The 23,504-nt window shown below is 53.8% G+C and carries 22 protein-coding genes; 5 read left to right on the plus strand and 17 right to left on the minus strand.

The window, feature by feature from the left end; genetic code table 11:
- The first annotated feature begins 16 nt into the window (after positions 1-16).
- The 5 genes from proC (at position 17) to GCU45_RS04840 (ending at position 4,967) form a co-directional block, all read left to right on the plus strand.
- Complete coding sequence (gene proC, locus GCU45_RS04820) at positions 17-877, plus strand: pyrroline-5-carboxylate reductase (protein ID WP_425281266.1); 861 nt, start codon at positions 17-19, stop codon at positions 875-877.
- Positions 874-2,097 (plus strand): 2,3-diketo-5-methylthiopentyl-1-phosphate enolase, encoded by a 1,224-nt coding sequence (locus tag GCU45_RS04825; RefSeq protein WP_152398262.1) that lies wholly within the window; start codon positions 874-876, stop codon positions 2,095-2,097. The genes proC and GCU45_RS04825 overlap by 4 nt, the downstream gene beginning before the upstream one ends.
- Positions 2,094-2,768 carry a 2-hydroxy-3-keto-5-methylthiopentenyl-1-phosphate phosphatase gene (locus GCU45_RS04830; protein WP_152398263.1) on the plus strand — a complete coding sequence of 225 codons (675 nt, stop codon included), beginning with the start codon at positions 2,094-2,096 and terminating at the stop codon, positions 2,766-2,768. Before GCU45_RS04825 ends, GCU45_RS04830 begins: the two co-directional genes overlap by 4 nt.
- 2 nt (positions 2,769-2,770) lie before the next feature.
- Entirely contained in the window at positions 2,771-3,448 is a 678-nt protein-coding gene (gene mtnB / locus GCU45_RS04835) for a methylthioribulose 1-phosphate dehydratase (RefSeq protein ID WP_076170910.1), read from the plus strand.
- Positions 3,449-4,586: 1,138 nt separating this feature from the next.
- Complete coding sequence (locus tag GCU45_RS04840) at positions 4,587-4,967, plus strand: hypothetical protein (protein WP_152398264.1); 381 nt, start codon at positions 4,587-4,589, stop codon at positions 4,965-4,967.
- 135 nt (positions 4,968-5,102) lie between these two features.
- Here GCU45_RS04840 and GCU45_RS04845 read toward each other — a convergent pair whose 3' ends face one another.
- The 17 genes from GCU45_RS04845 to panD form a co-directional block, all read right to left on the minus strand.
- Positions 5,103-6,011 carry a phosphotransferase gene (locus GCU45_RS04845; protein WP_152398265.1) on the minus strand — a complete coding sequence of 303 codons (909 nt, stop codon included), beginning with the start codon at positions 6,009-6,011 and terminating at the stop codon, positions 5,103-5,105.
- Between the two features lie 295 nt (positions 6,012-6,306).
- On the minus strand, positions 6,307-7,533 hold the full coding sequence (locus GCU45_RS04850; RefSeq protein WP_152398266.1) for a hypothetical protein: 1,227 nt from the start codon (positions 7,531-7,533) through the stop codon (positions 6,307-6,309).
- A 42-nt stretch (positions 7,534-7,575) separates the two neighbouring features.
- Entirely contained in the window at positions 7,576-8,031 is a 456-nt protein-coding gene (locus tag GCU45_RS04855; protein ID WP_152398267.1) for a hypothetical protein, read from the minus strand.
- Positions 8,028-8,663, minus strand: coding sequence for an RNA polymerase sigma factor (locus GCU45_RS04860; RefSeq protein ID WP_152398268.1), 636 nt, complete (start codon positions 8,661-8,663; stop codon positions 8,028-8,030). Before GCU45_RS04860 ends, GCU45_RS04855 begins: the two co-directional genes overlap by 4 nt.
- Before the next feature lie 108 nt (positions 8,664-8,771).
- Positions 8,772-9,659: an NAD-dependent epimerase/dehydratase family protein gene (locus GCU45_RS04865; protein WP_152398269.1), complete on the minus strand. Its 888-nt coding sequence runs from the start codon at positions 9,657-9,659 to the stop codon at positions 8,772-8,774.
- Between the two features lie 286 nt (positions 9,660-9,945).
- Positions 9,946-10,638: a DnaD domain-containing protein gene (locus tag GCU45_RS04870; RefSeq protein ID WP_076170893.1), complete on the minus strand. Its 693-nt coding sequence runs from the start codon at positions 10,636-10,638 to the stop codon at positions 9,946-9,948.
- Positions 10,639-10,658: 20 nt separating this feature from the next.
- Entirely contained in the window at positions 10,659-11,954 is a 1,296-nt protein-coding gene (gene asnS, locus GCU45_RS04875; RefSeq protein ID WP_152398270.1) for an asparagine--tRNA ligase, read from the minus strand.
- A 44-nt stretch (positions 11,955-11,998) separates the two neighbouring features.
- On the minus strand, positions 11,999-13,207 hold the full coding sequence (locus GCU45_RS04880) for an acetate/propionate family kinase (RefSeq protein WP_152398271.1): 1,209 nt from the start codon (positions 13,205-13,207) through the stop codon (positions 11,999-12,001).
- Positions 13,204-14,076 (minus strand): 3-hydroxyacyl-CoA dehydrogenase family protein, encoded by an 873-nt coding sequence (locus GCU45_RS04885; protein ID WP_152398272.1) that lies wholly within the window; start codon positions 14,074-14,076, stop codon positions 13,204-13,206. Before GCU45_RS04885 ends, GCU45_RS04880 begins: the two co-directional genes overlap by 4 nt.
- A 124-nt stretch (positions 14,077-14,200) precedes the next feature.
- The gene (locus GCU45_RS04890; RefSeq protein WP_152398273.1) at positions 14,201-15,703 is read right to left on the minus strand and encodes an AAA family ATPase; all 1,503 of its coding nucleotides are present in this window, start codon (positions 15,701-15,703) and stop codon (positions 14,201-14,203) included.
- Positions 15,703-16,227, minus strand: a complete 525-nt coding sequence (locus GCU45_RS04895) for a hypothetical protein (RefSeq protein WP_116229723.1) — start codon at positions 16,225-16,227, stop codon at positions 15,703-15,705. The genes GCU45_RS04890 and GCU45_RS04895 overlap by 1 nt, the downstream gene beginning before the upstream one ends.
- A gap of 462 nt (positions 16,228-16,689) precedes the next feature.
- Complete coding sequence (locus tag GCU45_RS04900) at positions 16,690-17,208, minus strand: cell wall elongation regulator TseB-like domain-containing protein (protein WP_076170879.1); 519 nt, start codon at positions 17,206-17,208, stop codon at positions 16,690-16,692.
- A 41-nt stretch (positions 17,209-17,249) separates the two neighbouring features.
- Entirely contained in the window at positions 17,250-18,584 is a 1,335-nt protein-coding gene (locus tag GCU45_RS04905) for an amidohydrolase (RefSeq protein ID WP_152398274.1), read from the minus strand.
- The gene (locus tag GCU45_RS04910; protein ID WP_145158511.1) at positions 18,538-19,224 is read right to left on the minus strand and encodes a redox-sensing transcriptional repressor Rex; all 687 of its coding nucleotides are present in this window, start codon (positions 19,222-19,224) and stop codon (positions 18,538-18,540) included. The genes GCU45_RS04905 and GCU45_RS04910 overlap by 47 nt, the downstream gene beginning before the upstream one ends.
- A gap of 116 nt (positions 19,225-19,340) precedes the next feature.
- Positions 19,341-22,202 (minus strand): ATP-dependent DNA helicase DinG, encoded by a 2,862-nt coding sequence (gene dinG / locus GCU45_RS04915; RefSeq protein WP_152398275.1) that lies wholly within the window; start codon positions 22,200-22,202, stop codon positions 19,341-19,343.
- A 153-nt stretch (positions 22,203-22,355) separates the two neighbouring features.
- A complete protein-coding gene (locus GCU45_RS04920; protein ID WP_152398276.1) occupies positions 22,356-22,985 on the minus strand; it encodes a tetratricopeptide repeat protein in 630 nt (209 codons plus the stop codon).
- Between the two features lie 134 nt (positions 22,986-23,119).
- On the minus strand, positions 23,120-23,503 hold the full coding sequence (gene panD, locus GCU45_RS04925; RefSeq protein ID WP_076170868.1) for an aspartate 1-decarboxylase: 384 nt from the start codon (positions 23,501-23,503) through the stop codon (positions 23,120-23,122).
- Position 23,504 lies beyond the last annotated feature (1 nt).

The raw sequence follows: 23,504 nt of genomic DNA on the forward strand, positions 1-23,504 counted from the left end.
GCAAGGAGGAATTATAATGAGTCAACAACAGGCCATGATTGCCCAGCCCATTACCTTTTACGGTGCAGGAGCGATGGCGGAAGCCATCGTCAGAGGATTGATCGGAAGATCGGTCGTCAATGCCGGAAGCCTGACCATGCTGAACCGCTCCAACTCGGGGAGGCTCGAAGAGCTTAAGCACCGCTACAATGTCAAAACAAACAATGACCCGGCGGAAACCACGGAAATTTTGCGTGAATCTCCGATTATCGTGCTCGCTATCAAGCCGAAGGATGCGGCTAACGTGCTTCGCAAACTCGGTCCGCTGCTCTCCGATAACACGCTGATCGTATCCGTCATCGCAGGACTCACCATCCGCACGATCCAGGATCTGCTCGGACGCAAGCAGCCCGTCGCCCGCACGATGCCGAACACCTCCAGCTCCATCAGCCTCGGCGCAACCGGCGTCTCCTTCTCCAAGGAAATCAACGACCAGGACCGCCAGACGGTCATGACGCTGTTCCAGGCTGTCGGTACGGTAACGGTCGTGGAAGAAGACAAGCTGGAAATACTGACCGGCATCTCCGGCAGCGGCCCCGCTTATATCTATTACATGATGGAAGCGATGATGGCTGCCGGCATCCGCGGCGGCCTGACGCCGCAGCAGTGCAAGGAACTTACGGTGCAGACGGTTCTTGGCGCCGCACGGATGGTGCAGCAGACTGGCGAAGAGCCTGCCGCCCTCCGGGCGAAGGTAACATCGCCGAACGGCTCCACCCAGGCGGCACTGGAGACGCTTGACAAAGGCGATTTCTTCGAAACGGTGATCGCTGCCGTGAACCGCTGCGCGGAACGCTCCCGGGAAATGGGGGCCGCGCTGAAGGAGGGAATTTCATGAGCCGCTGCACAGCCACGTACCGGCTGTATGACGACAAGGCCGACTTTCGTAAAAAGGCCGAATCGATCGCTGTCGGCATGACCGTCGGCAGCTGGACCGAGCTTCCCCAAGCAAAGCGGGAATCGATGCAGAAGCATCTTGGCGAAGTGCTCCAGGTGGACGTTCATGAGCCGGAAGGCGCCGCACCCGGCGAGCGGTACGCCGACGTCACCATCGCGTACCCGGACATCAACTTCAGCCGCGACATCCCGGCCCTGCTTGTCACCGTTTTCGGCAAAATCTCGATGGACGGCAAAATCAAGCTGAACCGCCTCGGCTTTTCAGATCATTTCGTGCAGGGTTTCCCTGGCCCCAAATTCGGCATCGCCGGCATGCGGGACATTCTCGGCGTCCATGACCGGCCGCTTCTGATGAGCATTTTCAAGTCCGTCATCGGCCTGAATGCGGACGAGCTGCGCGAGCAGTTTCTGAGACAAGCCCTCGGGGGAGTCGACCTGATTAAAGACGACGAGATCCTGTTCGAGAACGAGCTGACGCCGATCGAAAAACGCGTGGAAGTATGCCTGAAGGCGGCAGAAGCGGCGCAGAAGGAAACAGGAAAGAAGCTGCTGTATGCGGCCAATTTGACTGGACCGACGTCCAGCTTGAAGAGCCAGGCGAAGAAGGCAATCGGCGCCGGCGCGAACGCGCTGCTGTTCAACGTGTTGTCCTACGGCTACGACGTGCTGCATGAACTGAGCAGCGATCCGGAGATCAACGTTCCGATCGCCGCGCATCCGGCCCTCGCGGGAGCCTTCTACCCGTCGCCGCATTATGGTATCTCTGCCTCGGTGCTGCTCGGCCAGCTTATGCGGCTCGCCGGCGCGGATCTGGTGCTCTTCCCTTCCCCTTACGGATCCGTGACGATGCCTAAGGCGGAAAACATGGCGATCCGTGACGAGCTGATCAGCCGGGAACTGCCAATGAAGGCCAGCATGCCGGTGCCTTCGGCGGGAATTCACCCCGGACTCGTGCCGCTCATCCTGCGGGATTTCGGAACCGACGTCGTCGTGAACGCCGGCGGCGGCATTCACGGCCATCCGATGGGTACGGAGGCCGGTGGACGGGCGTTTGTGCAGGCGATTGCTGCGGCGCAGCAGTCCATTCCGCTCGCACAATATGCCGAAGACGGCCATCCTGAGCTGAAGGCCGCCCTGGACGCCTGGGGAGGCGAACGATGACAGCCAAGAAACGCGTAATCTTTTGCGATTTTGACGGCACGATCACGCTGTCGGATAACATTGTGGCGATCATGAAGCATTTTGACCCGGCCGGGTACAAGCCGATCATGGAAGATACGGTTAGCCAGAAGATCACCCTGCGTGAAGGCGTCGGCGCCATGTTCGCCCTGCTGCCTTCTTCGATGAAGGACGAAATTGTCAGCTACGTCTTGAGCCGGGCGGGCATTCGCAACGGCTTCCGTGAATTTCTGGACTATGCCAAAGAGGAAAATATCGACTTTTACGTAACAAGCGGCGGCATGGACTTTTTTATCGATCCGCTCCTCGAGCCGTTCGGGATTTCGTCCGACCATATTTTCTGCAACAGCGCCGATTTCAGCGGAGAGCGGATCGAGATCCTCTGGCCGCACCCTTGCCAGGATCCCTGCCATAACGGCTGCGGGATGTGCAAAACGACGGTCATGCGCCGGTTTCCGGAAGACGAATACGAGCGGATTCTGATCGGCGACAGCCTGACCGACTTCGAAGGCGCCAAAATCGCCGACCTCGTCTACTCCCGCTCCATCCTGACGGACAAATGCGCGGAGCTTGGCGTGAAGCATGTTCCTTTTGAAACCTTTTTTGACATTATCGAGGACATGAAGAAGAAACAACGACAAGGAGTGCTGTAGACATGACCTTTGCCGGCATAAGCCTAGAGCATAAGCAGCAGGTTCTCGGAGAGTTGAGCCTGATCAAACAGCAGTTTGCCGCGAAGAACTGGTTCCCGGGAACCAGCGGCAATCTTTCGATGCGGGTGGGCGAATTTGACCCGGAGGCCTTTTATTTCGCCATTACGGCGAGCGGAAAAGACAAGTCGCTGACGACGCCGGAAGACTTTTTGTTCGTGGACAAAAGCGGCCGGGCGGTGGAAACGACCTCGCTGAAGCCCAGCGCGGAGACGCAAATCCACTGCGAAATATACCGTCTCACCGGCTGCGGCGCCGTGTTCCATGTGCATACGATCTTTAACAACCTGATCAGCGAATGGTTCGGGGAGGCCGGAGCCGTGCCGGCTCAGGGCATCGAGTTGATTAAAGCGTTCAACATTTGGGAGGAGAATGCGCCAATTTCCATCCCTGTGCTTCCGAACTATGCGGATATTCCCCGCATTGCCGAACTCGTGGAAGGCGTGCTGAACCCGGCCGTACCGGGAATCCTGCTGCGCAACCACGGCATTTATGCCTGGGGCAAAAACGCGTTTGAAGCGAAAAAGCATCTGGAGGCGTTTGAATTCATTTTTGAATATTTGTACCGCAGTATGCTTCTTCAGAACAGTGCCGCCCCGCTTACGCTGGATGGCCGGCGTTAATTAGCCGCGGAAGCAGCCTTGCTGCTCATGATGAAAAGAGCAAAAAATCCTTATTCCATACCGGATCTGCCGGCGTCGGAGTAAGGATTTTTTTGTCCGGTTAAATACCCGATTCGATTGTTTTGAAAAGGATCGTATAGGCGTTCTCCAGGTTTGAGAAAGGGTCGTTATGTTCGTCCAAGACAAAGGAAAATGTTTTATTCTGCTCTCCCTTCTTCACATAACCTAACGCAAATTCATTGGATTGGGAAGCATTCTTCCGGAGCAAGCCCTCTCCGCTCAAGAGAGGATCCGGTATATTCGAAGATTGGATAAAAAAGATCGGAACGCCATCCTCTAAGTTCAGTTCATTTTTTTCCATGAGAGCTTCAAAATGAGACACATGCTTCTTCATGATAAAAACGGCATCATAGCGGGTTAAATTCGCGGTACCTTTCTCCAGATCTGCTTCTTTTATGGTTACAAAGGTAACGTTGTTCTCCCTTACGGAAGGCGCCCCTCCAACCACTCCGATCGTTAAGCTTCTGCCCTTATACTCGGGCATGCTGTAAGATTGGGGAACGGAAGCACATCCGGTAAGTAACAGTAAAAACACTAACAGCGAGCAACCGATGATTTTCAGGACATGTTCCCCCTTAATCAATACGACATAACCATCTATAGCCCGGTTTCGATCTGCCTGAAGATATCGGAGTAAGCGCTTTTGACATTCGTCTCGTTGTTGGTGTCGTTATACAAACCGGTGCCAAATTGATGCCGTGTCCCTCCGTCGTATCCAAGTACGAAGAAACCGGGCCCCATGTCAGGCCAATCCTCGTAAGAAATCGTAGCATCACCACACCCTTATCTTCAAGCTTTTGCCTTGATACAGTGGTGAGCTGAACGTATCCTTTTCTGGGCTGCAGCCCGCTAAGATGAACACAACCAGCAGGAAAGCAGTCATTATACGTTTCAATCGAGCGCCCCCTTCCAAAGATGTTTACGTCATTTTCTTTATATAAAACGCTTCAAGTGAGAGGAAAGTAACGCCTGATTGGTTTATGTAGGCCTGTCGAGACATCGAACATCCGAGTTATAATGGGATAAAGGAAAATTCTAGTACAGTGACTTCATCTGATAAACAAAGGGGAAATATATAGTGTTGAAAAAATGGTTTATCGGCGCGTCGGGAGCCTTGGTTCTGCTATCCGTTATGCTGTGGCTCATGCTTCAGACCCATCTTCTGTACCCGGCTTTTCCGCTTCAAGGAATCGACAAAAAGACGGCATGGAATCAGGGGATGCTCTCCGGTGATTCGCCTGCAGTCCTGTTGTCAGATGAAAAAAATACTTGGTATATCAGCCGGCTCAACTCGCAGCAGAATGGTCAGTACATCATTTCCATGCTGGAGAAACGGGGGTGGGACTATAAGGAGCAAGAAGGGAGCGGCTATTTTTTTACGAAAGGAGACCGCACCCTCATCGCCACTACCCAAAGATGGGGCAGCCGGTTTGAGCTAACCAAAATCCCCAGCGATTAAGCCATGTTTACTGCCTTGGCATCCAGGCAGCTGGCACCGTCATCCCTTACTGGTTCGGTGGCGCTTATCAAAAAAGTTTCGTCCGTTCCCGTTGGACCACGACCATAAGCTCCCCGCGGATCAATATCGGCCGTTTCAATCACCGGACAAAGCCCGGCGAATACTGGCCCGTGCTTCTTCCGCCACCCTGGCATCCTGGATTTGAACCGCCTGAGCCAAAAGGAGCATCGGAATAAACACGCCGATCAGCCTGGCTAGCAGCCTGGTTTCTTCATCCACTTCGCCGTACTGTTCGAAGAACAGCTGCCTCTCTGACGACCCCAAAAAGCTGTAAGCGATATTGAGATCGCAGCCCGGATGGCCGACATTCAGATCTCCCCAGTCGATCACGCCGCTGATTTGTCCACGCTCGTCTGCCAGCATATTTTTAAAGTGCAGATCGCCATGGAGCATTACTTCCCGCGGGGTAATCCGGTCCACGGTAACACGGTTCAAATATTTCTGGATGGCATCATGCTCCTCCCTTGGCAGATGAGGCTTCAGGCTGGACAGGATGTCTACCATTTTCATCTTGCGTGAAGTTACGTCCGTCAGGTTCCGGTGGTCTTCCGAAGCCCCCGCTTCCCTTGCCGTTCCCACTGGAAACGAATGAAGTTTACGAAGAAAGCTTCCTAAGGAAGCCGCCGATAAACGCCGCTGTTCATCAGTCAGTCCAACGGGAAACGTTCCGGGAATATAGGTGTAACCCAGAAACGGAAATGGATATGCTTCGCTTTCCAATCCGTAGAACACCGGTTTGGGATAAGGAAGCGCAATGTAATCGCGAAGGAGCGGCAGCAGCCTCCCTTCTGTGCGCAGAAATTCTACGGCGATGCTTCTTCTTGGAAAACGGAACGTATAGCGGTCTCCCACTTGATAAACGGCGTTGTCCCAGCCTTCCCCAATCCGCCTGATCCGAAATCCGGCCAGATCCGGGAACTGGCTTTCGATCAGCTCGCAGACCAAAGCGTCCGTGATGGGAATATCGGCATCCCACTGGTTCATAAGTAAGATAATACCTCCTTCTCAGTTATGTCCTGGGCAAGCTGCGGACTTCCATGATAAAAAACCTTCATACCCGATTCCGACCCGAACTCATGCTAGAGCATGGGCTATCATAACATTTCCTGAAACAGGAAAGCAATCGATATCGTGCTCCATTGGTTACCGCTATAAGTCATCTGCGCGCAAGGCTCCAATGTTCACCATACTTATCCTCTTTAATCCCAATAAAAAAAACAGCCTGACTCAAAGTCAGGCTGCATGAAGGGCCGAACAGTATCTTAGAGTGAATATCCGTTTAAAAATCCCCATGGCTTCTCTCCCGGCCGCTCGGTTTGGGCCCGGTCAACAGCCGGATGCCTACGCCGATCAGCAGCAGGGCCACGATGGCCGTTTTCAAGTAATGCGAAATCCGGTAATCGATATGGAACTCGGGAAACCGCGCTTCAAGCTCGGGAATAATCAGGCTCGTGGCGATATAGTACACACCGAGTGCCATTAGGCCAATGCCAAGCCACTTCTGGTGCAGCTTGATGCCTTCAATGACAGGCCGGTCGATGAGGGGCTCCCGCCCGTATCGGCTCGTCTGCTGCAGCCCGTCGAAGAAGGCGTAAAACCAGATGAGCGGAATGAGAAACATGAACAGGGACAGACGCAGCAAATCCAAAATGTAGACGCTCCCCAGGAAAATCACCATCAGCTGCAGCCCTCTTTTTTGCAGGCCCAGATACATATGTCCGGCTCCCGGGAAAGCAGACAGCAGCGTGGCGAGCACTTTGCTGCGGCGTCCTTCCGCCCGGCCGGCCTCCATCTCGTCGAACAGGGTGCGGTCCTCAACCTGTTCGCCGGCCTGCTTGCGGTGAATCAGCTGCACGGCGTCAAACATGCAGTACAGCCAGATGATCGGCAGGATGCCGAGGAACAGCATAAAGAACGCATGGCTGGTCAGGCCGGTCAGGAAGAACATGACGGTCCCCAGCCCAAAAAAGGCGATCAGGAACGACAGGCCCCGCTGCATCAATCCCATATGAAGATGTCCAAGCCCTGGAATAAAGGAGAGCAGAATCGTAAAGAAGCGCTCGTTCTCCGGGCTGGGCTGTGGATAAGGAGGGTACGGCTGCTGCGCATACACGCCTTCCTGGGCAAATTCGTGTCCATTCCCCGGAAACCCAGGCTGCCCCTGCCCGCTATATCCTCCCGGATAAGGACCGGCCCCCGGTTCCCAATGCGGAGGATAAGGCTGCGGCGGATACCCGGGTTGCGGAGCAGGCATACGCACCAGATACACGATCAGGTCCAGCATGCAGATCCCCCATAATATAGCCGCACACAGCAGGGTAAAAGCAAAAAACATGCCGCCTTCACCCAGTGCGATCGCTACCATTACTCCAAACAAAATGCCTCCAAAAAACAGCATAGGGTATATAACCCCTCTCAGCTTCCGTCCCATGTAATAGTGGCCGAGGCCCGGGATGAAATTGAGAATAAAAGCAGCCATCTTACTGCGTTGTGGATACAAAGTCATCGTTCCTTTCCTTGATTCTGAATGGTCATCGATTCCCTCTTTTTATGGCTTCAGCCGGTCCAGCCAGCCTGTCGTCACATGAACGAGCTTTTCACCATACGTCGGCTGACCGCTGGTCCCTGCCTTTTGCAGCGTTTCCGGGCCCAGCTTGTCGAACCATCCGGTCGACAGAAATACGAGCGTAATGCAGGCCGCCACGGCGTAATGGAACATGCGATGTTCGTACCACCGCCGGCGCCAATTTTCGTTTGCTCCGCGCTCCGCATCCTTGTCTTCGGAAGGAAGAGCATCCATGACGTTGTCGATGAACCGCTGCTCATATTCAAGACCGGGCAGCTTCGATCCCAGATCATTCATGACCTGCATGTATGCCGCCAGGGCAGAATCGTCCTCCAACAGCAGCGACTCCAGCGAATCCGCTTTTTCCGGGGAGCAAGCCCCCTGAATGTACTCCACCCAGTCCTGCGTCACCGGCTGGGAGCGACTTTTGTGACTCATTTCCACTCCTCCTCCTTCCAATGGGTGCGGACCCAGCTTCTCGCCCGGTACAGCCGGGATTCCACCGTTTTGACGGCAATTCCCTGCTCCTTGGCGATCTGCTCGTAATTTTTTTCCTGAATATAAAAATGAATCAAAATTTCGCGGTGCTGCTGCGGAAGGTGATGTAACCTCCGCTCCAGCGTCTCCTTTTTCTCCTTCTTGACCAGCTGGGCCAGCAGATCCGCTTCGCCGGATGGCCACTGGTTCAGCTGCTCTGCATCCGCAAGCTGGTCTTCCCTGCGCCTTCCCAGCTTTCTTTTAGCATCGATGGCTTTATGTAAAGCAATGCGGGTCAACCATGTCTTGAATCCTTGGGACCGGTATTCGGAGAGAGATTTATACACTTGTATAAAGGCTTCCTGGGCCGCGTCCTCGGCTTCCTTGGCATCTTTCAGCACCGAGTAGGCCGTATGGAACACATGCTGTCCGTAACGCTCCACGAGCGTGCGGAACGCGCTTTGGTCGCCATCACGAATTTGCTCGATCAATGCTTCCTCGTCAATAACTCTCTCCTCCTTCCCGTATCTATAGACGCCGGCACTCCAGGTTAACCCTGCATGTTTTTCAAAAAAAATTCGTGCCAATATCATCCAAAAGAAAAACAGCCCCTCCCCGAAGGAAGAGGCTGTCCTACATTGCCGGTTGAATGAATCCGTGCCTGGCTGCCCCAGGCCAGCTGAAGCGCCGCAAATGATTTTCTAATCATTCTCCTGCTGCGATAGCTGCTTGATCAAAGCCGGAACCCACGAGCGGATCGGTTTAAACGAATATCCCAGCCGTTCCGCCTTAGAGGTGTCCATCGTCCAAGACTCCGGCACGCCAAAAGGAGAAGCATTTTCTTTCGCCGATTCCCGCTGGATGATGGCTTTGCGTCCCGTTTCCTTCTCGATCCAGCCAATGATGTCCGATAGTTTGACATCCCCCTGCGAGCAGGCATTGATCGGCCCCTCAACACGCTGGGTTCTCAGCCAGCTCAGGAAAGAGGCGGCCTCTTCAGAATCGATCAACGACAGCTTGGCGCTCAGATTCGGCATGCCGATCGGCGTACCGCTTTGGATCCGCCGGATATGGAATTCAAGCCGCTCCGTGTAATCATCCTCCCCCAGCACGATCGGGAAGCGGACGGCGCATACCGGGAAGTCGGCCTTTTGGAAAAAGACAGCTTCGGCGAGCCGCTTGCCTTCCGCATAGGAGAAATCATCCTTGCCTCCCATCGTGATCGGATAAATGTACGGGTTGACGTCCTTCTCCTGATTCTGGTGCGAAGAAGGATCGTACACCGACAGAGACGAGGTAAGTATGTATCTTTTGACTTTTCCCTGAAATACGTCACAGGCATCCTGGGCCGCTTGAGGGGAATAGCAGATGTTGTCATATACGACCTCCCACACCCTGCCGCCCGCTACTGCCTGAGCCAGAGATTCCTTATTCTCGCGATCCAGCACCAGCCGCTCTACCCTGTCGCCAAAGGGATCCGGCGTGTTTCCTCTTGTCGCGATGGTGACTTCATGCCCATCCTCCAGCAGCCGCTCAACAAGCCGTTTGCCAAAAAAACGGGTACCGCCAAGGATCAGTATGTTCTTCATGGATATCCTCCTTTAACGTATAAAAAGCTTACAGCCCAGCTTCTTGAACACTATGAAATATTGTACCATACTCCTGCCTGCCGATCATGTTCCCGCCGCCCGCCGATCCGCCTTTTTATATGGAAACGTCCATCCAACCGGCGCATATTCAGACGGAAACCAAACCGCTTCCAAGCAGCAGCTGTCCTTACCTGATTCAAACACGCGGCCTAACCGTTCCTGTACAGACGCTAAAAAAGCGTACCCTTCCGTTTAACCGGAAAGGCACGCTTTCAACTCTCTAATGTCAGGCTCTGCCGCCGCCGCGGAACTTCTGCGTGTAGGCTCTGGCGTCCTCGGCACTACGCACCCGGTTGCGGCTCCATTCCAGCAGGATCCGGTCTATGTACCGAAAATGGACCTTACCGGCAAAGACCGCCTCCTTCAGCGCCATGCGGATGAGCTCTTCAGGGTAACGGTCCTGGTCCATCCAACCCGAAATCGTTTCGCATTCCATCGGTGAGAGAGGACGGCCGAATTCCTTTTCGAAAACGGTAAACATATTGCTGCTGTCCGTCTCCGGCTTGGCCGCCTTCTTCGTCCGTCTGTTCGCAGCCTGGGTTCGCTGCTTCTCCTCGCTCGCCAGGCACAGGCTCAGCTGATGATACAGGCCGGACAAGTTGTACCGTTCATATTGAATGCCGCGCAGCTCGTCCAGCTCCTCATCAATGGCGATGAACCCTGCCCTCATCAGCTTCTGCAGCGACTCCGCAATCGACTGGGCACCGGATCCCGTAACCTCCTCCAGCTCCTCCATCGTCGGAAAGTCCTTCTGCTCGACCTGCTTGAACGCAATCAGGTGAACGAGCAGCATCGCTTCGCTATCCGTCAGCTTCAGCTTGCGGTAATGGCGAAGCAGCACATACGGAATGACCGCCATGCCTGCCCCGAGTCCGGATGATGCTCCCTCGGCCCATGTCTTCCAACCTGCATTGTCCATGAGCTCCACCTCTTCCGGCATTATGGGTACAAGCGGTACAGCGTCCGCGGGAACGGAATCGTCTCGCGCACATGATCCAGACCGCAAATCCAGGCTACCGTCCGTTCCAGTCCGAGACCAAATCCGGAATGCGGCACGGTTCCGTATTTACGCAGGTCCAAGTACCATTGGTAGGCGTCCGTGGACAGCTCATGCTCCTTGAAGCGTTCCTCCAGCAGCTGCGGATCGTCGATCCGCTGCGAGCCGCCAATAATTTCGCCGTATCCTTCCGGAGCGATCATGTCAGCACACAGCACGACGTCCGGACGGTTCGGATCCGGCTTCATATAGAACGCCTTGATGCCGACCGGATAGTGCGTAATGAACACCGGCTTGTCGTAATTTTCGGCAATCGCCGTTTCATGCGGAGCGCCAAAATCCTCGCCCCAAGGAATATCGAAGCCTTGTCCATGCAAAAATTCGATCGCTTCATCGTACGTGATGCGCGGGAACGGCGCCTGAATGTTCTCCAACTTGGATACATCGCGTCCTACCGCTTCCAGCTCTGCCCGGCAGTTTTTGACGACGGACTGCACCACGTGCGCAATGAACTGCTCCTGCACGCGGAGGCTCTCTTCGTGATCCGTAAATGCCATTTCCGGCTCGATCATCCAGAACTCAATCAAATGGCGCCGGGTTTTGGACTTCTCGGCACGGAAAGTCGGTCCGAACGAATACACCTTACCGAGGGCCATCGCCGCGGCTTCCATGTACAGCTGACCGCTCTGAGTGAGATAGGCGTCCTCCTCGAAGTATTTCGTATGGAACAGGTTCGTTGTCCCTTCGGCCGACGTCGGCGTCAAGATCGGCGGGTCCACCAGGGTGAAGCCGTTCTGGTCAAAGAACTCCTGCACGGCGCGGATAATTTCGGCGCGGATCACCAGGATCGCCCGCTGCTTGGACGATCTGAGCCACAAGTGGCGGTGATCCATCAAGAAGTCGACGCCATGCTCTTTCGGCGTAATCGGATAGTTCTCCGTCAGATGAATGATTTCCACATCCGTGACGGTCATCTCATAGCCGGACGGACTACGCGGCTCCTCGCGCACGACGCCTGTGACGTACAGGGAGCTCTCCTGCGTCAAGCTTTTCGCGTCTTCCCACACTTTATCGGTGACTTCGCTCTTGACGACGACGCCCTGGATGTATCCGGTGCCGTCGCGCAGCTGCAAAAATTGAATTTTACCGCTGGAACGCTTGTTGTTGATCCAGCTGCCAATCGTGACGGTTTCGCCCACGTGCTTGCTTACGTCACGAATTACACATTTGGTGGCCATGCCTCAATCTCTCCCTTAACTTTACTTGCCTGTATCCCTTCAGCCTAGGCGTTCAAGGATTGAACGATCCGGTTAGTATCGCGGGCGATCACCAGTTCCTCGTTCGTCGGAACGACCAGCACTTCCACCTTGGAGTTCTTGGAAGAAATGCGGCGCGGTTCGCCGGAACGGACGGCGTTCAGTTCTTCGTCCAATTCCACGCCCAGGTAAGTCAAATTTTCGCATACTTTTTTACGCAAAACAACCGAATTCTCACCGACGCCCGCCGTGAAGACGATCACGTCCACGCCGTTCAGTGCGGCAGCATATGAACCGATGTACTTGCGCAAACGGTATTCGTACATGTCAAAGGCCAGCTTGGAATGGGCATCGCCCTTCTCCATCCCTTCGGTAATTTCGCGCATGTCGCTGCTGATGCCGGAAATGGCCAATAGACCGCTGTGCTTGTTCAGCATGGAGTTCACTTCGTTGACCGTCAGCTCTTCCTTGTTCATCACGTAAGGAACGATCGCCGGATCCAGGTCACCACTGCGTGTACCCATCATCAAGCCTTCGAGCGGTGTCATGCCCATGGAGGTGTCAACCGATTTTCCGCCATCCACGGCGGTTAGGCTGGCCCCGTTACCGATGTGGCAGGTAATGATCTTCAGATCCTCCAGCGGCCGGCCCAGGTACTCCGCTGCAGCTTTGCTGACAAAATCATGCGAGGTGCCATGCATACCGTAACGTCTGACTTTGTATTTGTTGTACAGCACTCTCGGAATGGCATACAGATAAGCCGTCTCCGGCATGGTCTGATGGAAGGCGGTATCAAACACGACAACCTGCGGAACGCCAGGCATATTCGCCTCCGTTGCTTTGATCCCCAGCATGGATGCAGGGTTATGAAGCGGTGCCAGATCGAACAGCTGGCGGATTTTAGACTTGGCTTCCGCATCCACCAGAGCGGATTCATTGAAGAATTCTCCCCCGTGCACGACCCGGTGGCCGACCGCCTGGATTTCATCCACAGATTCGATCACGCCGTTCTCTTTATCCGTCAGCAGGGCGAGCACCTTGCGGATCGCTGTCGTATGCTCCAAAATTTCGCTGACCTCGGTCACGTCCGGACGGCCGGTAGGTTTATGGGTAACGATGGATGAGTCCATGCCGATCCGTTCTACGAGTCCTTTTGCAAGTACGCTTTCGTCTGTCATATCATACAGCTGGTATTTCAGCGAAGAGCTGCCAGCATTGATTACCAAAATTTTCACACGCGGTCACCATCCTTGTCATACTTGAAGAAGCCTACTCCCGTTTTCACGCCCAAATGCCCGGCACGAACCATTTTCTTCAGCACGATGGACGGGCGGTATTTCAGTTCGCCGAACTCGCGGAACATGCGCTCCAGAGCGGCCAGGACCGAATCCAGACCGAAGCGGTCCGCCATTTCGAGCGGTCCGTGCTGGAACGAATAGCCGATCCGCATAGCATCGTCAATATCTTCCGCGGAGGCGACGCCTTCCTGCAGGATATGCAGCGCTTCGTTAATCATCAGGCAGATCATGCGGCTTGTCACAAAGCCTGGGGACTCATATACCATGATCCCTTTCTTGTCCACGACTTCCTCCACAAAACGCTTCGTTTCCCCGAACGTGGAATCAGACGTCTTCAAGCCGCGGATAATTTCCACGAGGTCAACCTTGCTGACAGGATGGATAAAGTGCAGACCGATGACACGCTCCGGATAAATCGTCGTGCTCGCAAGCTCCGTTAAGCTGAGCGTAGAAGTATTGCTGGCGAGAATAATATGATTAGGACACACTTGATCCAGCTGGGCAAATACTTCCTTCTTCGCTTCAAGATCCTCCGAAATGGTCTCAATGACCATATCGCAGCTTCCCAGCTCGGCAAAATGGACCACCTTTTGGATTCGGCCCAAAATGAGCTTTTTCTCCGCCTGGGTGATCGCCCATTTCTCAAGCTGCTTATCGAGACTCGTTTCGATCATGCTGTACGAATAATCGAGTTTCTCCGGCGTTTTCTCGACCAGCAGAACGTCCAGGCCTCTGGCGGCCAGCATTTCGGCTATGCCTTGGCCCATCGTCCCCCCGCCGATAACACCAATTTTTTTAAAGTACATGTTTCTGCTCCACCTTCCATGGTCTTCTATATTTATTGTACCCTTCTTGTCGAAAAATACATTTACGACCCAACTTATAATAATAACGCAGCATTAAAAAAAAGTAAAAAAAAGAGCCAGCGCATCAGGCTGGCAGTAGTGAAAACTCATGAAACAGCTTGCGGAATTGTTCGCCGGACAGCGTTTCTTCTGCCAGCAAAATATCCAGAGATTTGTCGAAAATGATCCTATGGTTGTCCAGAAGGCTGCGCGTTCTGCCCATCAGGTCTTCCAGAATCTCATTGTTCACCTTCATCAGCTCTTCGGTCGTGACCATATCCATGTTTACGATGCCAAGCGACGTAAGGCCGGATCTCATCATTGTCTTGACGATGTCGAGCGCCTGTTCAAAGTCGTTGCTCGAACCGGTGCTGCGTCCGCCGTAGAAAATTTCCTCCGACGCCGCGCCGCCGAGAGCGATCATGATCTGCTCTTCCAGGAACGATTTCGTGTACAGGTACTGCTCCGACTGCGGATTGTGGCGCACGTAACCGAGCGCCTTGCCGCGTGGGCTGAGGGCCACCTGGCTGACACTGCCCGGACGCACCAGCTCTGCCATGATGGCATGTCCAAGCTCATGGATGGCGACGCGTTTCTTCTCTTCGATCGTCGATTCACGGTCGGTGCGCTCACCCATCATCACCTTGTCGATGGACATGGACAGATGGCGCTGCTCGATCTCTTTCAGACCTTCGCGCATCGTGTAGATCGCGGCTTCGTTCATGACGCTCTCCAGCTGGGCGCCGGAGAAGCCGTAAGATTCCTCGGCGATTTTATCGAGGTTGACCTCCTCGTGCAGCGGCTTGTTCTTCGCATGCAGCTCCAGGATGTGCTTGCGTCCCTTCTTGTCAGGCAGGTCCACCTGAATATGACGGTCGAACCGTCCCGGACGAAGCAGCGCGCTGTCCAGCATCTCCTTGCGGTTGGTCGCCGCAATCAAAAGGATTCTCGGGCTGTCCGACGAATAAATGCCGTCCATCTCGGTCAGCAGCTGGTTCAGCGTCTGATCGTATTCGCGCTGCTGCCCGCCTTCGCGCTTGCCGCCGATGACGTCGATCTCATCGATGAAAATGATCGCGCTCTGCTTGTTCTCCTTGGCTGCCCGGTTTCTCGCATCGCGGAACAGATCCCGGACACGGCCCGCGCCGACGCCGACGTACATTTCTACGAACTCACTGCCGGATGCGGCAACGAATACCGAATCCGTGTAATGTGCGGCCGCCTTGGCCATCAGCGTCTTCCCTGTTCCGGGAGGTCCCGTCAGCAGAATTCCTTTCAACGGGCGAATGCCGAGCTTCTGGATTTCATCATGACGGATCAGGAAGTCCAGTGCCTCGCGCAGCTCCTGCTTGGCATTATCCTGGCCGCCGATTTCTTCAAAAGTGAGCTTCTTCGGCCCGCCCTTTTTACGCTTGCGTTCCGAAGCAGCACCTACCGTCAGTCCGCCTCTCATGTTGGTCATAAACAGGAGTCCGCCGATCATCAAGCCGGCGATAATGAGAGGGATGACATTGACCCCTACAAAAGCTAGAAAAATGAATAATACCGGCACAAATCCGATCAAAATTTCCTTCAGCAATTTAGGCATTATTCCCACACTCCCATCTTGCCGGGATCACGGGGCAGAACAAGAAACTTGCTTGAGCTGCCGTCCGTCAGCGTAATATAGACATTTTTCGTGTCCATTTCGGCTTTCGTCTGAATTCCGGTACCCTTAGCCAGATCCTGCAGCTTGACCGGAATTTCCGTATAGCGCTTGTTTTCCATCGCTTCGGCTACAGAGAACATCGCTTTATCCCAATACTGGTTCAGCTTGTCCGATGAATGATCCACAAAATCGAACTTCAGCGTCCGGGTGCCGACGACGGATTTGCCTTCGGTGGAGATTTTATCCGCCAAATCAGCCAAATTTACATTCGGCTTCAAATCGAGTTTCAAATCCACCTGATCGCGGGTAATATTAAAATGTGCGTTATTCACGCCCTGATAATTGCTGACGATTTTTTGCAGCGGACCCTGCAGGGTCGTTTGCCGATAAAAGAACCAGCCGCCAAACAGTACGGCTACCGAAACCACAACAGTTATAATAATAGGCAATGGACGCAATTTCACTTGTTGTCCCCCTTTCGAAATGGCAAAGCAAAAAAAGTAAACTTTAGATGACAAAAATAAATATTTCGTTAGCGGTTCAAGTCCATTGGTCGGTCACCATGCTTCTGTTCAGTCCGATTCGATGGATGGTTTTGCGCTTGCCGCGAAACACAAGCATCTCTTCGTTGAATACACGCATCTGACCACACTTCTATATACCATGTTTTTCAATAAAGAGCAGAAAAATCATCTTCCAAGCTGAAGCGGGCTCCTGAATTTTACTGAAAAACGCTATCCTCTAATTATAGTACAATCCGGGCTGTTCGTCATATATATCTCTTCAATACAAATAAGAGTATATCACATTGTATATACTAAATCGAAGGTAAAGTGTGAATATATTTTAAATATTATCCTTTGTAAGCCAAAGAACCCCATTTGAGGATGGGGTTCTTTCTGCATGATATGGCCGTTTAAACAAAATCATCGATTGGGCAGCGTGAACGGGCTGCCGATTTCCGCTCCGTCGCTGAACCGGTAAAATTGATAGTAATAGTGATCTTTCACCTTGTAGAACAGCTGCCATACATATTCTCCGTTATAGACACCCGGTACGAGGCGCATATCTTTAATGCCGGGAATGGAGCTTTTGATTTTGGCCTTCATCTTCTCTTTGGACATACCGCTGCTCAAAAGCTCTTGATGCACGGTATTCTGGCCTTCCTTGGGTTTTCCCTGATCGGTGAACTGAACCCAGACCATGACCTCCTGGCCCGTCTTGTTCGTTCCTTCCACGACCCAGTAGATGCTGTTCTGGTCCCACACAGACTTTTGGGCATCGGCGACCGACACGATTCCGGCTTCCTGCTTCGCTTTGGCAATAGCGGTGTCCTTTTCGCTCCATTGGTCCTGCAGCACGTAAATAAAATAACGGTAAGCGCCGAAAATGATCAGCAGCAGGGCGACAATGCCGAGAAAGATCCATTTTTTCTTGTTCTTCAACCTGAACTTCCTTTCTGAAAGGTGAGCTAATCATCCCGGTCTTAGCGGGAGAGAAGACCTTCAAAAGCCGCTTGGGCTTCCCTGCGGATGCGTTCCTCGTCCAAGGTGAGACAGCTGCCGTGCTTTACGACCTGCTTCCCGTCCACCCAGACGTGCTCTACGTCCTTCGCGCTGGCCGAATAAATGACGTGTGAAATGAAGTCCGTACGCGGCAGAAAATGAGCCTGATCCGTATTCACCGCGATAAAATCCGCCTTCATCCCGGCCTCAAGTGCACCGACTCCCTCTAGGAACAAGGATTGGGCTCCGTAGATCGTACCCATACGCAGCGCTTCCGCCGCGGGAACCGCCGTCGGATCTCCCGAGACGCCTTTATGTATCAAAGCGGCAAGGCGCATTTCTTCAAACATGTCCAAATTGTTGTTGCTCGCCGCACTGTCGGTTCCCAGGGAAACCGTAATGCCTGCCTGCATCATGTCGGTAACGCGGGCCACACCACTCGCCAGCTTCAGGTTGCTGCCAGGGTTGTGTGATACCGTCACGTGATGCTTCGCCAAAATGTCGATTTCCTCGTCTGTCAAATGGACCGCGTGTGCCAGAATCGTCGGCCGTGAGAACATGCCGAGCTTCTCCAAATGGATCGCCGGACGCGTTCCATAATCGCGTACATTCTGCTCCACTTCCGCCTTGGTCTCCGACATATGCGTATGCATCGGCAGATCCAGGTCATGCGCCGCCTGAACGAACTTCTCGATAAAATCAGGAGGGCATGTGTATGGTGCATGCGGAGAAATCATCGCCGTGATCCGGCCGTCTGCCTGCCCGTGCCAGTCCTTGGCGAACTGAATGGCTTCGTTCAGCTTGTGCCGCTGCACATCCTCCGCACACAGGCCGATGACACCGCGGGTCAGGGCAGCTCGCATGCCGGATTCAGTCACCACTTTGCCTACCTGATCCATATGATCGTACATATCGAGGAACGTCGTCGTGCCGCCCTTCAGCATTTCAAGCACGGACAGCGAAGTCCCCCAGTAGACGTCACTGGACGTGAATTTCGCTTCCATCGGCCACATTTTTTCCTGCAGCCATTCCTGGAGCACCATGTCATCTCCGTAACCGCGAAGCAGCGACATGGCGGTATGTCCATGGGTGTTGATCAGGCCCGGCATAAAAAATAAATGCGTGCCGTCGACGACCTGTACGCCCTCCTCCAGCTGCGGCTCCTCTTCACCGATATAGGTGATGCGGTCGCCCTCAATGACCATCCAGCCATGCAATACCGGCTGCTCCGGCCGCAAAACGGCAAAGCTGCCGTTCTTAATGGCCCATTTAGGATTGGCGCTCCGGCTGCTCGAGCTCTTCAAATTGTCCGTCATCTTCCGTGTCGTCCTTTCCGTTGTTCAAATAATAAGCGAGGCTGAGCAAATCCGTCGTAAAATCGGCGGCATGGATCCGGATGCTTGCCGGCGCCTTCAGAATCGTCGGCGCAAAATTCAGAATCGCTTCGATCCCGGCCGCAATCAGCTGATCGGCGACGTTTTGCGCTTCGAAATCCGGGACGGTAATGATTCCGATCCGGATATTTTTGCTTTGTATCGTTTCTTTCAGCTCATCCATGGCCTGTACCGTCAAGGTGTTGATCCGCGTGCCGATTTTGGACGGATTGGCGTCAAACACGGCCACGATCTTCATATTTTCCTTCAGGTAAAAGTTATAGTTGGACAAAGCTTGACCAAGATTCCCCGCTCCGACCAGCACCGCGTTGATCTGCTGGTCCAAATTCAGAATTTGACGGATCTTCTCGATGAGATAGGACACGTCATACCCTATCCCCTTACGGCCAAAATCCCCGAAATACGCCAAATCCTTGCGGATCTGCGCCGGGTTGAGATCCAGCTTCTGCCCGAGCTCCTGGGAGGAGACCGTGGCCACCTCCCGCTTGTTCAGCTCATTTAGATATCTAAGATATATAGGCAATCTGCGGACAACCGCCTCGGATATTTTCTCCGATTTCATGCATGTTCCCCCTATTGAACGGCTTGAATATTTATTTGGTTATATAGATTGAACTAAAGTTTTGCATTGAACTTCCTGTTCTAACCGCTTTAGTTCATTCTATCTAATGGACTCATTTAAGACACACCGTCCTGATGAAGCCATTCAGAGATGCGCGGAACCATCTGGTCTGTCTGCATATGCTCCATTTTCGGTCCAGGCAGCGAGTACAGGAAGTACTTCCCGTAATACGATTCGATGACGCGCGTATCGTATACGATGACGATGCCCCGGTCATGGGCGGTGCGGACCAGCCGCCCGAAGCCCTGCTTGAAGCGGATGACGGCCTGCGGGACCGACAGCTTCATGAACGGGTTCTTCTTCTGGCGCTGCAGCAGCTCGCTCTTCGCTTCCACCAGCGGATGGTTCGGCGGCTGGAACGGGAGCCGGACGATGGCCAGGCACGTCAGCGCTTCACCTGGGATGTCCACGCCTTCCCAGAAGCTGCTCGTTCCAAGCAGTACCGAAGCGCTGCTGTCCGTAAACCGCCGGATCAGCTTCGTGCGGCTGCCGCTGTCTACGCCCTGTCCAAGCACGGCGATGTCGCTTTGTGCAAGGGCTTCTTTCAGCGGCTCGTATACCTGGCGCAGCATGCGGTACGAGGTAAACAGCACCAGCATCCGGCCGTGGGTCGCGATCGCGGCGTCCGCGAGTGAGCGGGCCAGCGTTTCGACAAACAGGGCGTCCCCCACGCTTCCCTTCACGCTTGGAAAATCCCGCGGAATGACGAGCAGCGCCTGGTCCCTGTACCGGAACGGGGACGGAAGCTGGACCGTCACAAGGCGTCCGCTGTCCTGGTCCTCCTGCAGTCCAAGGTTATCGATCATATACTGGAACGATTTATCTACGGATAAGGTGGCGGACGTCAGGATGACGCTCTTTTTCTTATCAAAAAACAGCTCCTTGAGCTGCTTGCTGACGTCAACCGGAACAGCGTACAGCTGGAGCGATTTGCTGCGGAAATGGCCGCTCGCTTCCATCCAGTACACGACGGTTTCGTCGTTCAGCGTCATAAAGAACCGGAGATTCTCCCGCTCGGAGCTGAGGTCCTTGAGCAGCCCGCCGATATCGGTGATCAGGCTGTCGGAACCGTAATCATCCTGCTCCTCCTTGTATTCGGACAGCATCTTTTCGCCTTTGCGGACGATTTCCCCTACCGTGACAAAGATCTGGTTTTCGAGCGCCGCCAGCGTCTCCCACTCTTTCGGCTTTTTCCCCGGCTGAAGGCGCAGCGTATACTGGCCGCCGTCGCCGGGAGCAGCGTCGCTCCTTTCCGGAAGCAGGCCGAAGAGCAATTCGCTCAGCTTGTCCCAGTGCTCTTTGACATCGACCAAATCCTCGCTCATCCGGTCGATAACGGCGGTCCATTCACCGGCCTGCTCATAGGCCGACGATTGAAGCAGCTGGCGAAGCGCAGGCAGCTGCCCGCTCCGGGCGTCCTTATAGAGCCGTGTCAGCGTATGGACGACCGTAAAGTACTTCAAATGAAGACCGAGATGCTTGCCGGCAACGTCTTCCAGGTGATGGGCTTCGTCGATCACGAGCCGCTCGTAGGATGGCAGCAGCTGATGGCCTGCCTTGACGTCCGTAAACAGCTTGGAATGGTTCGTTATGACGACATCCGCGATTCCGGCTTCATGCTTGGCCCGGTGGTAATAGCACTTGCGGAACCAAGGGCAGGCACGTCCCTGACAGGAGTCCGAGTCGCTGCTTACGGTCTCCCAGAAGTCTCCCGCACGGCCGCCGAGGCTCAGCTCCTCGTCATCACCCGATTCGGTCTGGGCGAGCCAGACGATCATCTGGGCGGCTGTGATGGTGTCTTCCTTCGGATTGATAAAGTCTCTTCTGTTTATTTTATGTTCAAATTTTCTCAAACACAAATAGTGCTGTCTGCCCTTGAACACGGCTGCCTTGAAAGGAAATGGAACGACCTGCGTTAAGAGTGGGATATCCCGCTCCCGGAGCTGCTCCTGCAGGTTGATCGTATGCGTGCTGACCATCACCTTCTGGTCCTGCTTCACGCTCTGATAAATCGAGGGGATCAGGTAGCCGAGCGACTTGCCCGTCCCCGTCCCGGCTTCGATCAGCAGATGCTTGTCCTGATCCAGCGCTTTCATCACCTGGTCGAACATGATCGTCTGCGGCTCACGTTCCTCGTAATGAGGCATAATATCGCGCAGCCGTTTTTCGATCTCGGCCAAATATTCCTTAAACTCGACGCCTTTGAGCGGATTGTCGTCCACTTCGTCGCGCGGCGGGGCCATTTCGGTCCAGTCATCCACCTTCAGCGCCAGCTGGCGGTAAAAGGTGTGGCTGTTCAGATCTTGAGCGGGTTCCCGCTCCTTTTCCTGGCAGAGGCCGTCGAAATACCAGCCGAGGTCGCTGTCCTCATCGGAAAACAGCTCGGCCAGCCGCTGCAGCGTAATCAACGGCAGGCCGTTCAGCTCATCCAGGCACTTCAGCAGAACGTATGCCGTCGCCAAAGCGTCGCTGTCGGCCTGATGCGGCCGGTCATGCTGAAGACCGAAGTGTCCGGTCACCATGCTGAGCTGATAGGAAGTCAGCGAAGGGAAGCATATTTTGAGCAGGTCGAGCGTGTCCAAAATCCGCCCAGAGAACGGCAAATAGCCGCACCGGTCGAGTGCGTTTTGCAAAAAATTAAAATCGAATGCTACATTATGCCCCACCAGGACCACGTCGTCGAGCAGCGGCACGAGCTCCATCATCATTTCTTCCAGGACCGGAGCTGCGGCCACATCCTCATTCGTAATGCCGGTAAGTCCCGTAATAAACGGAGGGATTTCGATACCCGGGTTGACATAAGAGCCATACACCTTTGAAATCGTCCCATCCTCTTCTATAATGGCAAGTCCAACTTGAATAATTTCGTCTGCGGACTGGTTGCCTGTCGTTTCGAAGTCAAGTACGGCAAATTTCATGATTCCTAAATCCTTTCGTCCAGTCTCCTTAACAGCATAACAGAAGATTTCACATTTGAAAATTCAAGGAAGGAAAAACTTGAACTTCCGGTTCTATAGAAAAAGACGACACCCGGCGCTTTCCGTGCAGCGGGCATCGTCTTCTCACATGCATTACATCAGCGATATTAACTGGCTTCCATACTGAAGCTGACCGCACTGTTGCTGGCAAACCTGCAGATTCATTAGCGGATCCGGGAACGAGGGATCATGCGAAAGCGCCAGCGTAAAATAATCCTGGGCCTTGCCAAGCTGCCCTTGCATCGCCTCGACACAGCCAAGCGCATTCAGCACCATCGCCTTCAGCTTGGGATGCTGGGCAAGCGGCAGAATCCACTGGAAATGATGGCGGGCTTCCGCCGGCTCCTCCAGGTGCAAATACGCCATAGCCAAGTACATCCGGGCCAAAAAGCTGTCGGGGAATTCGAGGATCACCTGGTCAAACTGCTGGGCCGCCTGCCTGTACATCAGCAGCTTGAAATATCCCTGCCCCCGGATAAAGGAATCCATCTCGACCTCGGGCGTTTCATGCTGCGGAAATACAGGCGCGATCTTGGCCTGCTCCCGGAAAGCGCCCATTTTCTCTTCAAAAGACAACCATTCTTCTATGATGCCGTCGCTCATCGTTTTGAGCAAATTCCACTTTTGGATCAGCTGATGCTTTTGGGCCTCCTGCGCTGTGGGGTAATGTTTCACGATTTCGTCTAACATGTTGTTCATTTCCGCGAATACATGCTGAAACATGGCTGCATCCCACCTTAACAAAAATGAAATCAGTGCGGTCACCTGAACTCATTTTTTGTTAACCCGGGCTTTTTCATTCCCGCTCCGGGCTGCCATTCCTTGTCTTAGCTTCCCCGCGCATACATGACCAGTCCTTAAATAATCGTGGCATGAACCTCTTTGCTCATCGTGTTCATCGGCTTGTTGGATTCATTCACAAAAACTACCGTCGGCTTGTGGCTTTTGATTTCCTCATCGGACATGACGGCGTAGGATATAATAATGACGGTGTCGCCGGGCTGAACCATGCGGGCTGCCGCCCCGTTCAAACAAATCACACCGCTCCCGCGGGGACCGGGAATGACATAGGTTTCCAGACGCGCCCCGTTATTGTTATCCACCACTTGGACCTTTTCATTCTCCAGCAGGTCGGCGGCTTCCATCAAATCTTCATCTATCGTAATGCTTCCCACATAATTCAAATTCGCTTCGGTAACGGTCGCACGGTGGATTTTGGATTTCATCATCGTTCTGTACATC

The sequence above is a fragment of the Paenibacillus cellulositrophicus genome (assembly GCF_009363095.1).
Lineage (GTDB): Bacteria > Bacillota > Bacilli > Paenibacillales > Paenibacillaceae > Paenibacillus_AQ > Paenibacillus_AQ favisporus.

Coding starts and splice junctions, on each gene's coding strand:
- GCU45_RS04885 (WP_152398272.1), bottom strand. CDS start 14,076: ATGTACTTTAAAAAAATTGGTGTTATCGGCGGGGGGACGATGGGCCAA.
- GCU45_RS04860 (WP_152398268.1), bottom strand. CDS start 8,663: ATGATATTGGCACGAATTTTTTTTGAAAAACATGCAGGGTTAACCTGG.
- GCU45_RS04865 (WP_152398269.1), bottom strand. CDS start 9,659: ATGAAGAACATACTGATCCTTGGCGGTACCCGTTTTTTTGGCAAACGG.
- GCU45_RS04905 (WP_152398274.1), bottom strand. CDS start 18,584: ATGACGGACAATTTGAAGAGCTCGAGCAGCCGGAGCGCCAATCCTAAA.
- asnS (WP_152398270.1), bottom strand. CDS start 11,954: ATGGCCACCAAATGTGTAATTCGTGACGTAAGCAAGCACGTGGGCGAA.
- GCU45_RS04910 (WP_145158511.1), bottom strand. CDS start 19,224: ATGAAATCGGAGAAAATATCCGAGGCGGTTGTCCGCAGATTGCCTATA.
- GCU45_RS04825 (WP_152398262.1), top strand. CDS start 874: ATGAGCCGCTGCACAGCCACGTACCGGCTGTATGACGACAAGGCCGAC.
- GCU45_RS04830 (WP_152398263.1), top strand. CDS start 2,094: ATGACAGCCAAGAAACGCGTAATCTTTTGCGATTTTGACGGCACGATC.
- GCU45_RS04870 (WP_076170893.1), bottom strand. CDS start 10,638: ATGGACAATGCAGGTTGGAAGACATGGGCCGAGGGAGCATCATCCGGA.
- GCU45_RS04850 (WP_152398266.1), bottom strand. CDS start 7,533: ATGACTTTGTATCCACAACGCAGTAAGATGGCTGCTTTTATTCTCAAT.
- GCU45_RS04855 (WP_152398267.1), bottom strand. CDS start 8,031: ATGAGTCACAAAAGTCGCTCCCAGCCGGTGACGCAGGACTGGGTGGAG.
- mtnB (WP_076170910.1), top strand. CDS start 2,771: ATGACCTTTGCCGGCATAAGCCTAGAGCATAAGCAGCAGGTTCTCGGA.
- GCU45_RS04920 (WP_152398276.1), bottom strand. CDS start 22,985: ATGTTTCAGCATGTATTCGCGGAAATGAACAACATGTTAGACGAAATC.
- panD (WP_076170868.1), bottom strand. CDS start 23,503: ATGTACAGAACGATGATGAAATCCAAAATCCACCGTGCGACCGTTACC.
- proC (WP_425281266.1), top strand. CDS start 17: ATGAGTCAACAACAGGCCATGATTGCCCAGCCCATTACCTTTTACGGT.
- GCU45_RS04845 (WP_152398265.1), bottom strand. CDS start 6,011: ATGAACCAGTGGGATGCCGATATTCCCATCACGGACGCTTTGGTCTGC.
- dinG (WP_152398275.1), bottom strand. CDS start 22,202: ATGAAATTTGCCGTACTTGACTTCGAAACGACAGGCAACCAGTCCGCA.
- GCU45_RS04890 (WP_152398273.1), bottom strand. CDS start 15,703: ATGCCTAAATTGCTGAAGGAAATTTTGATCGGATTTGTGCCGGTATTA.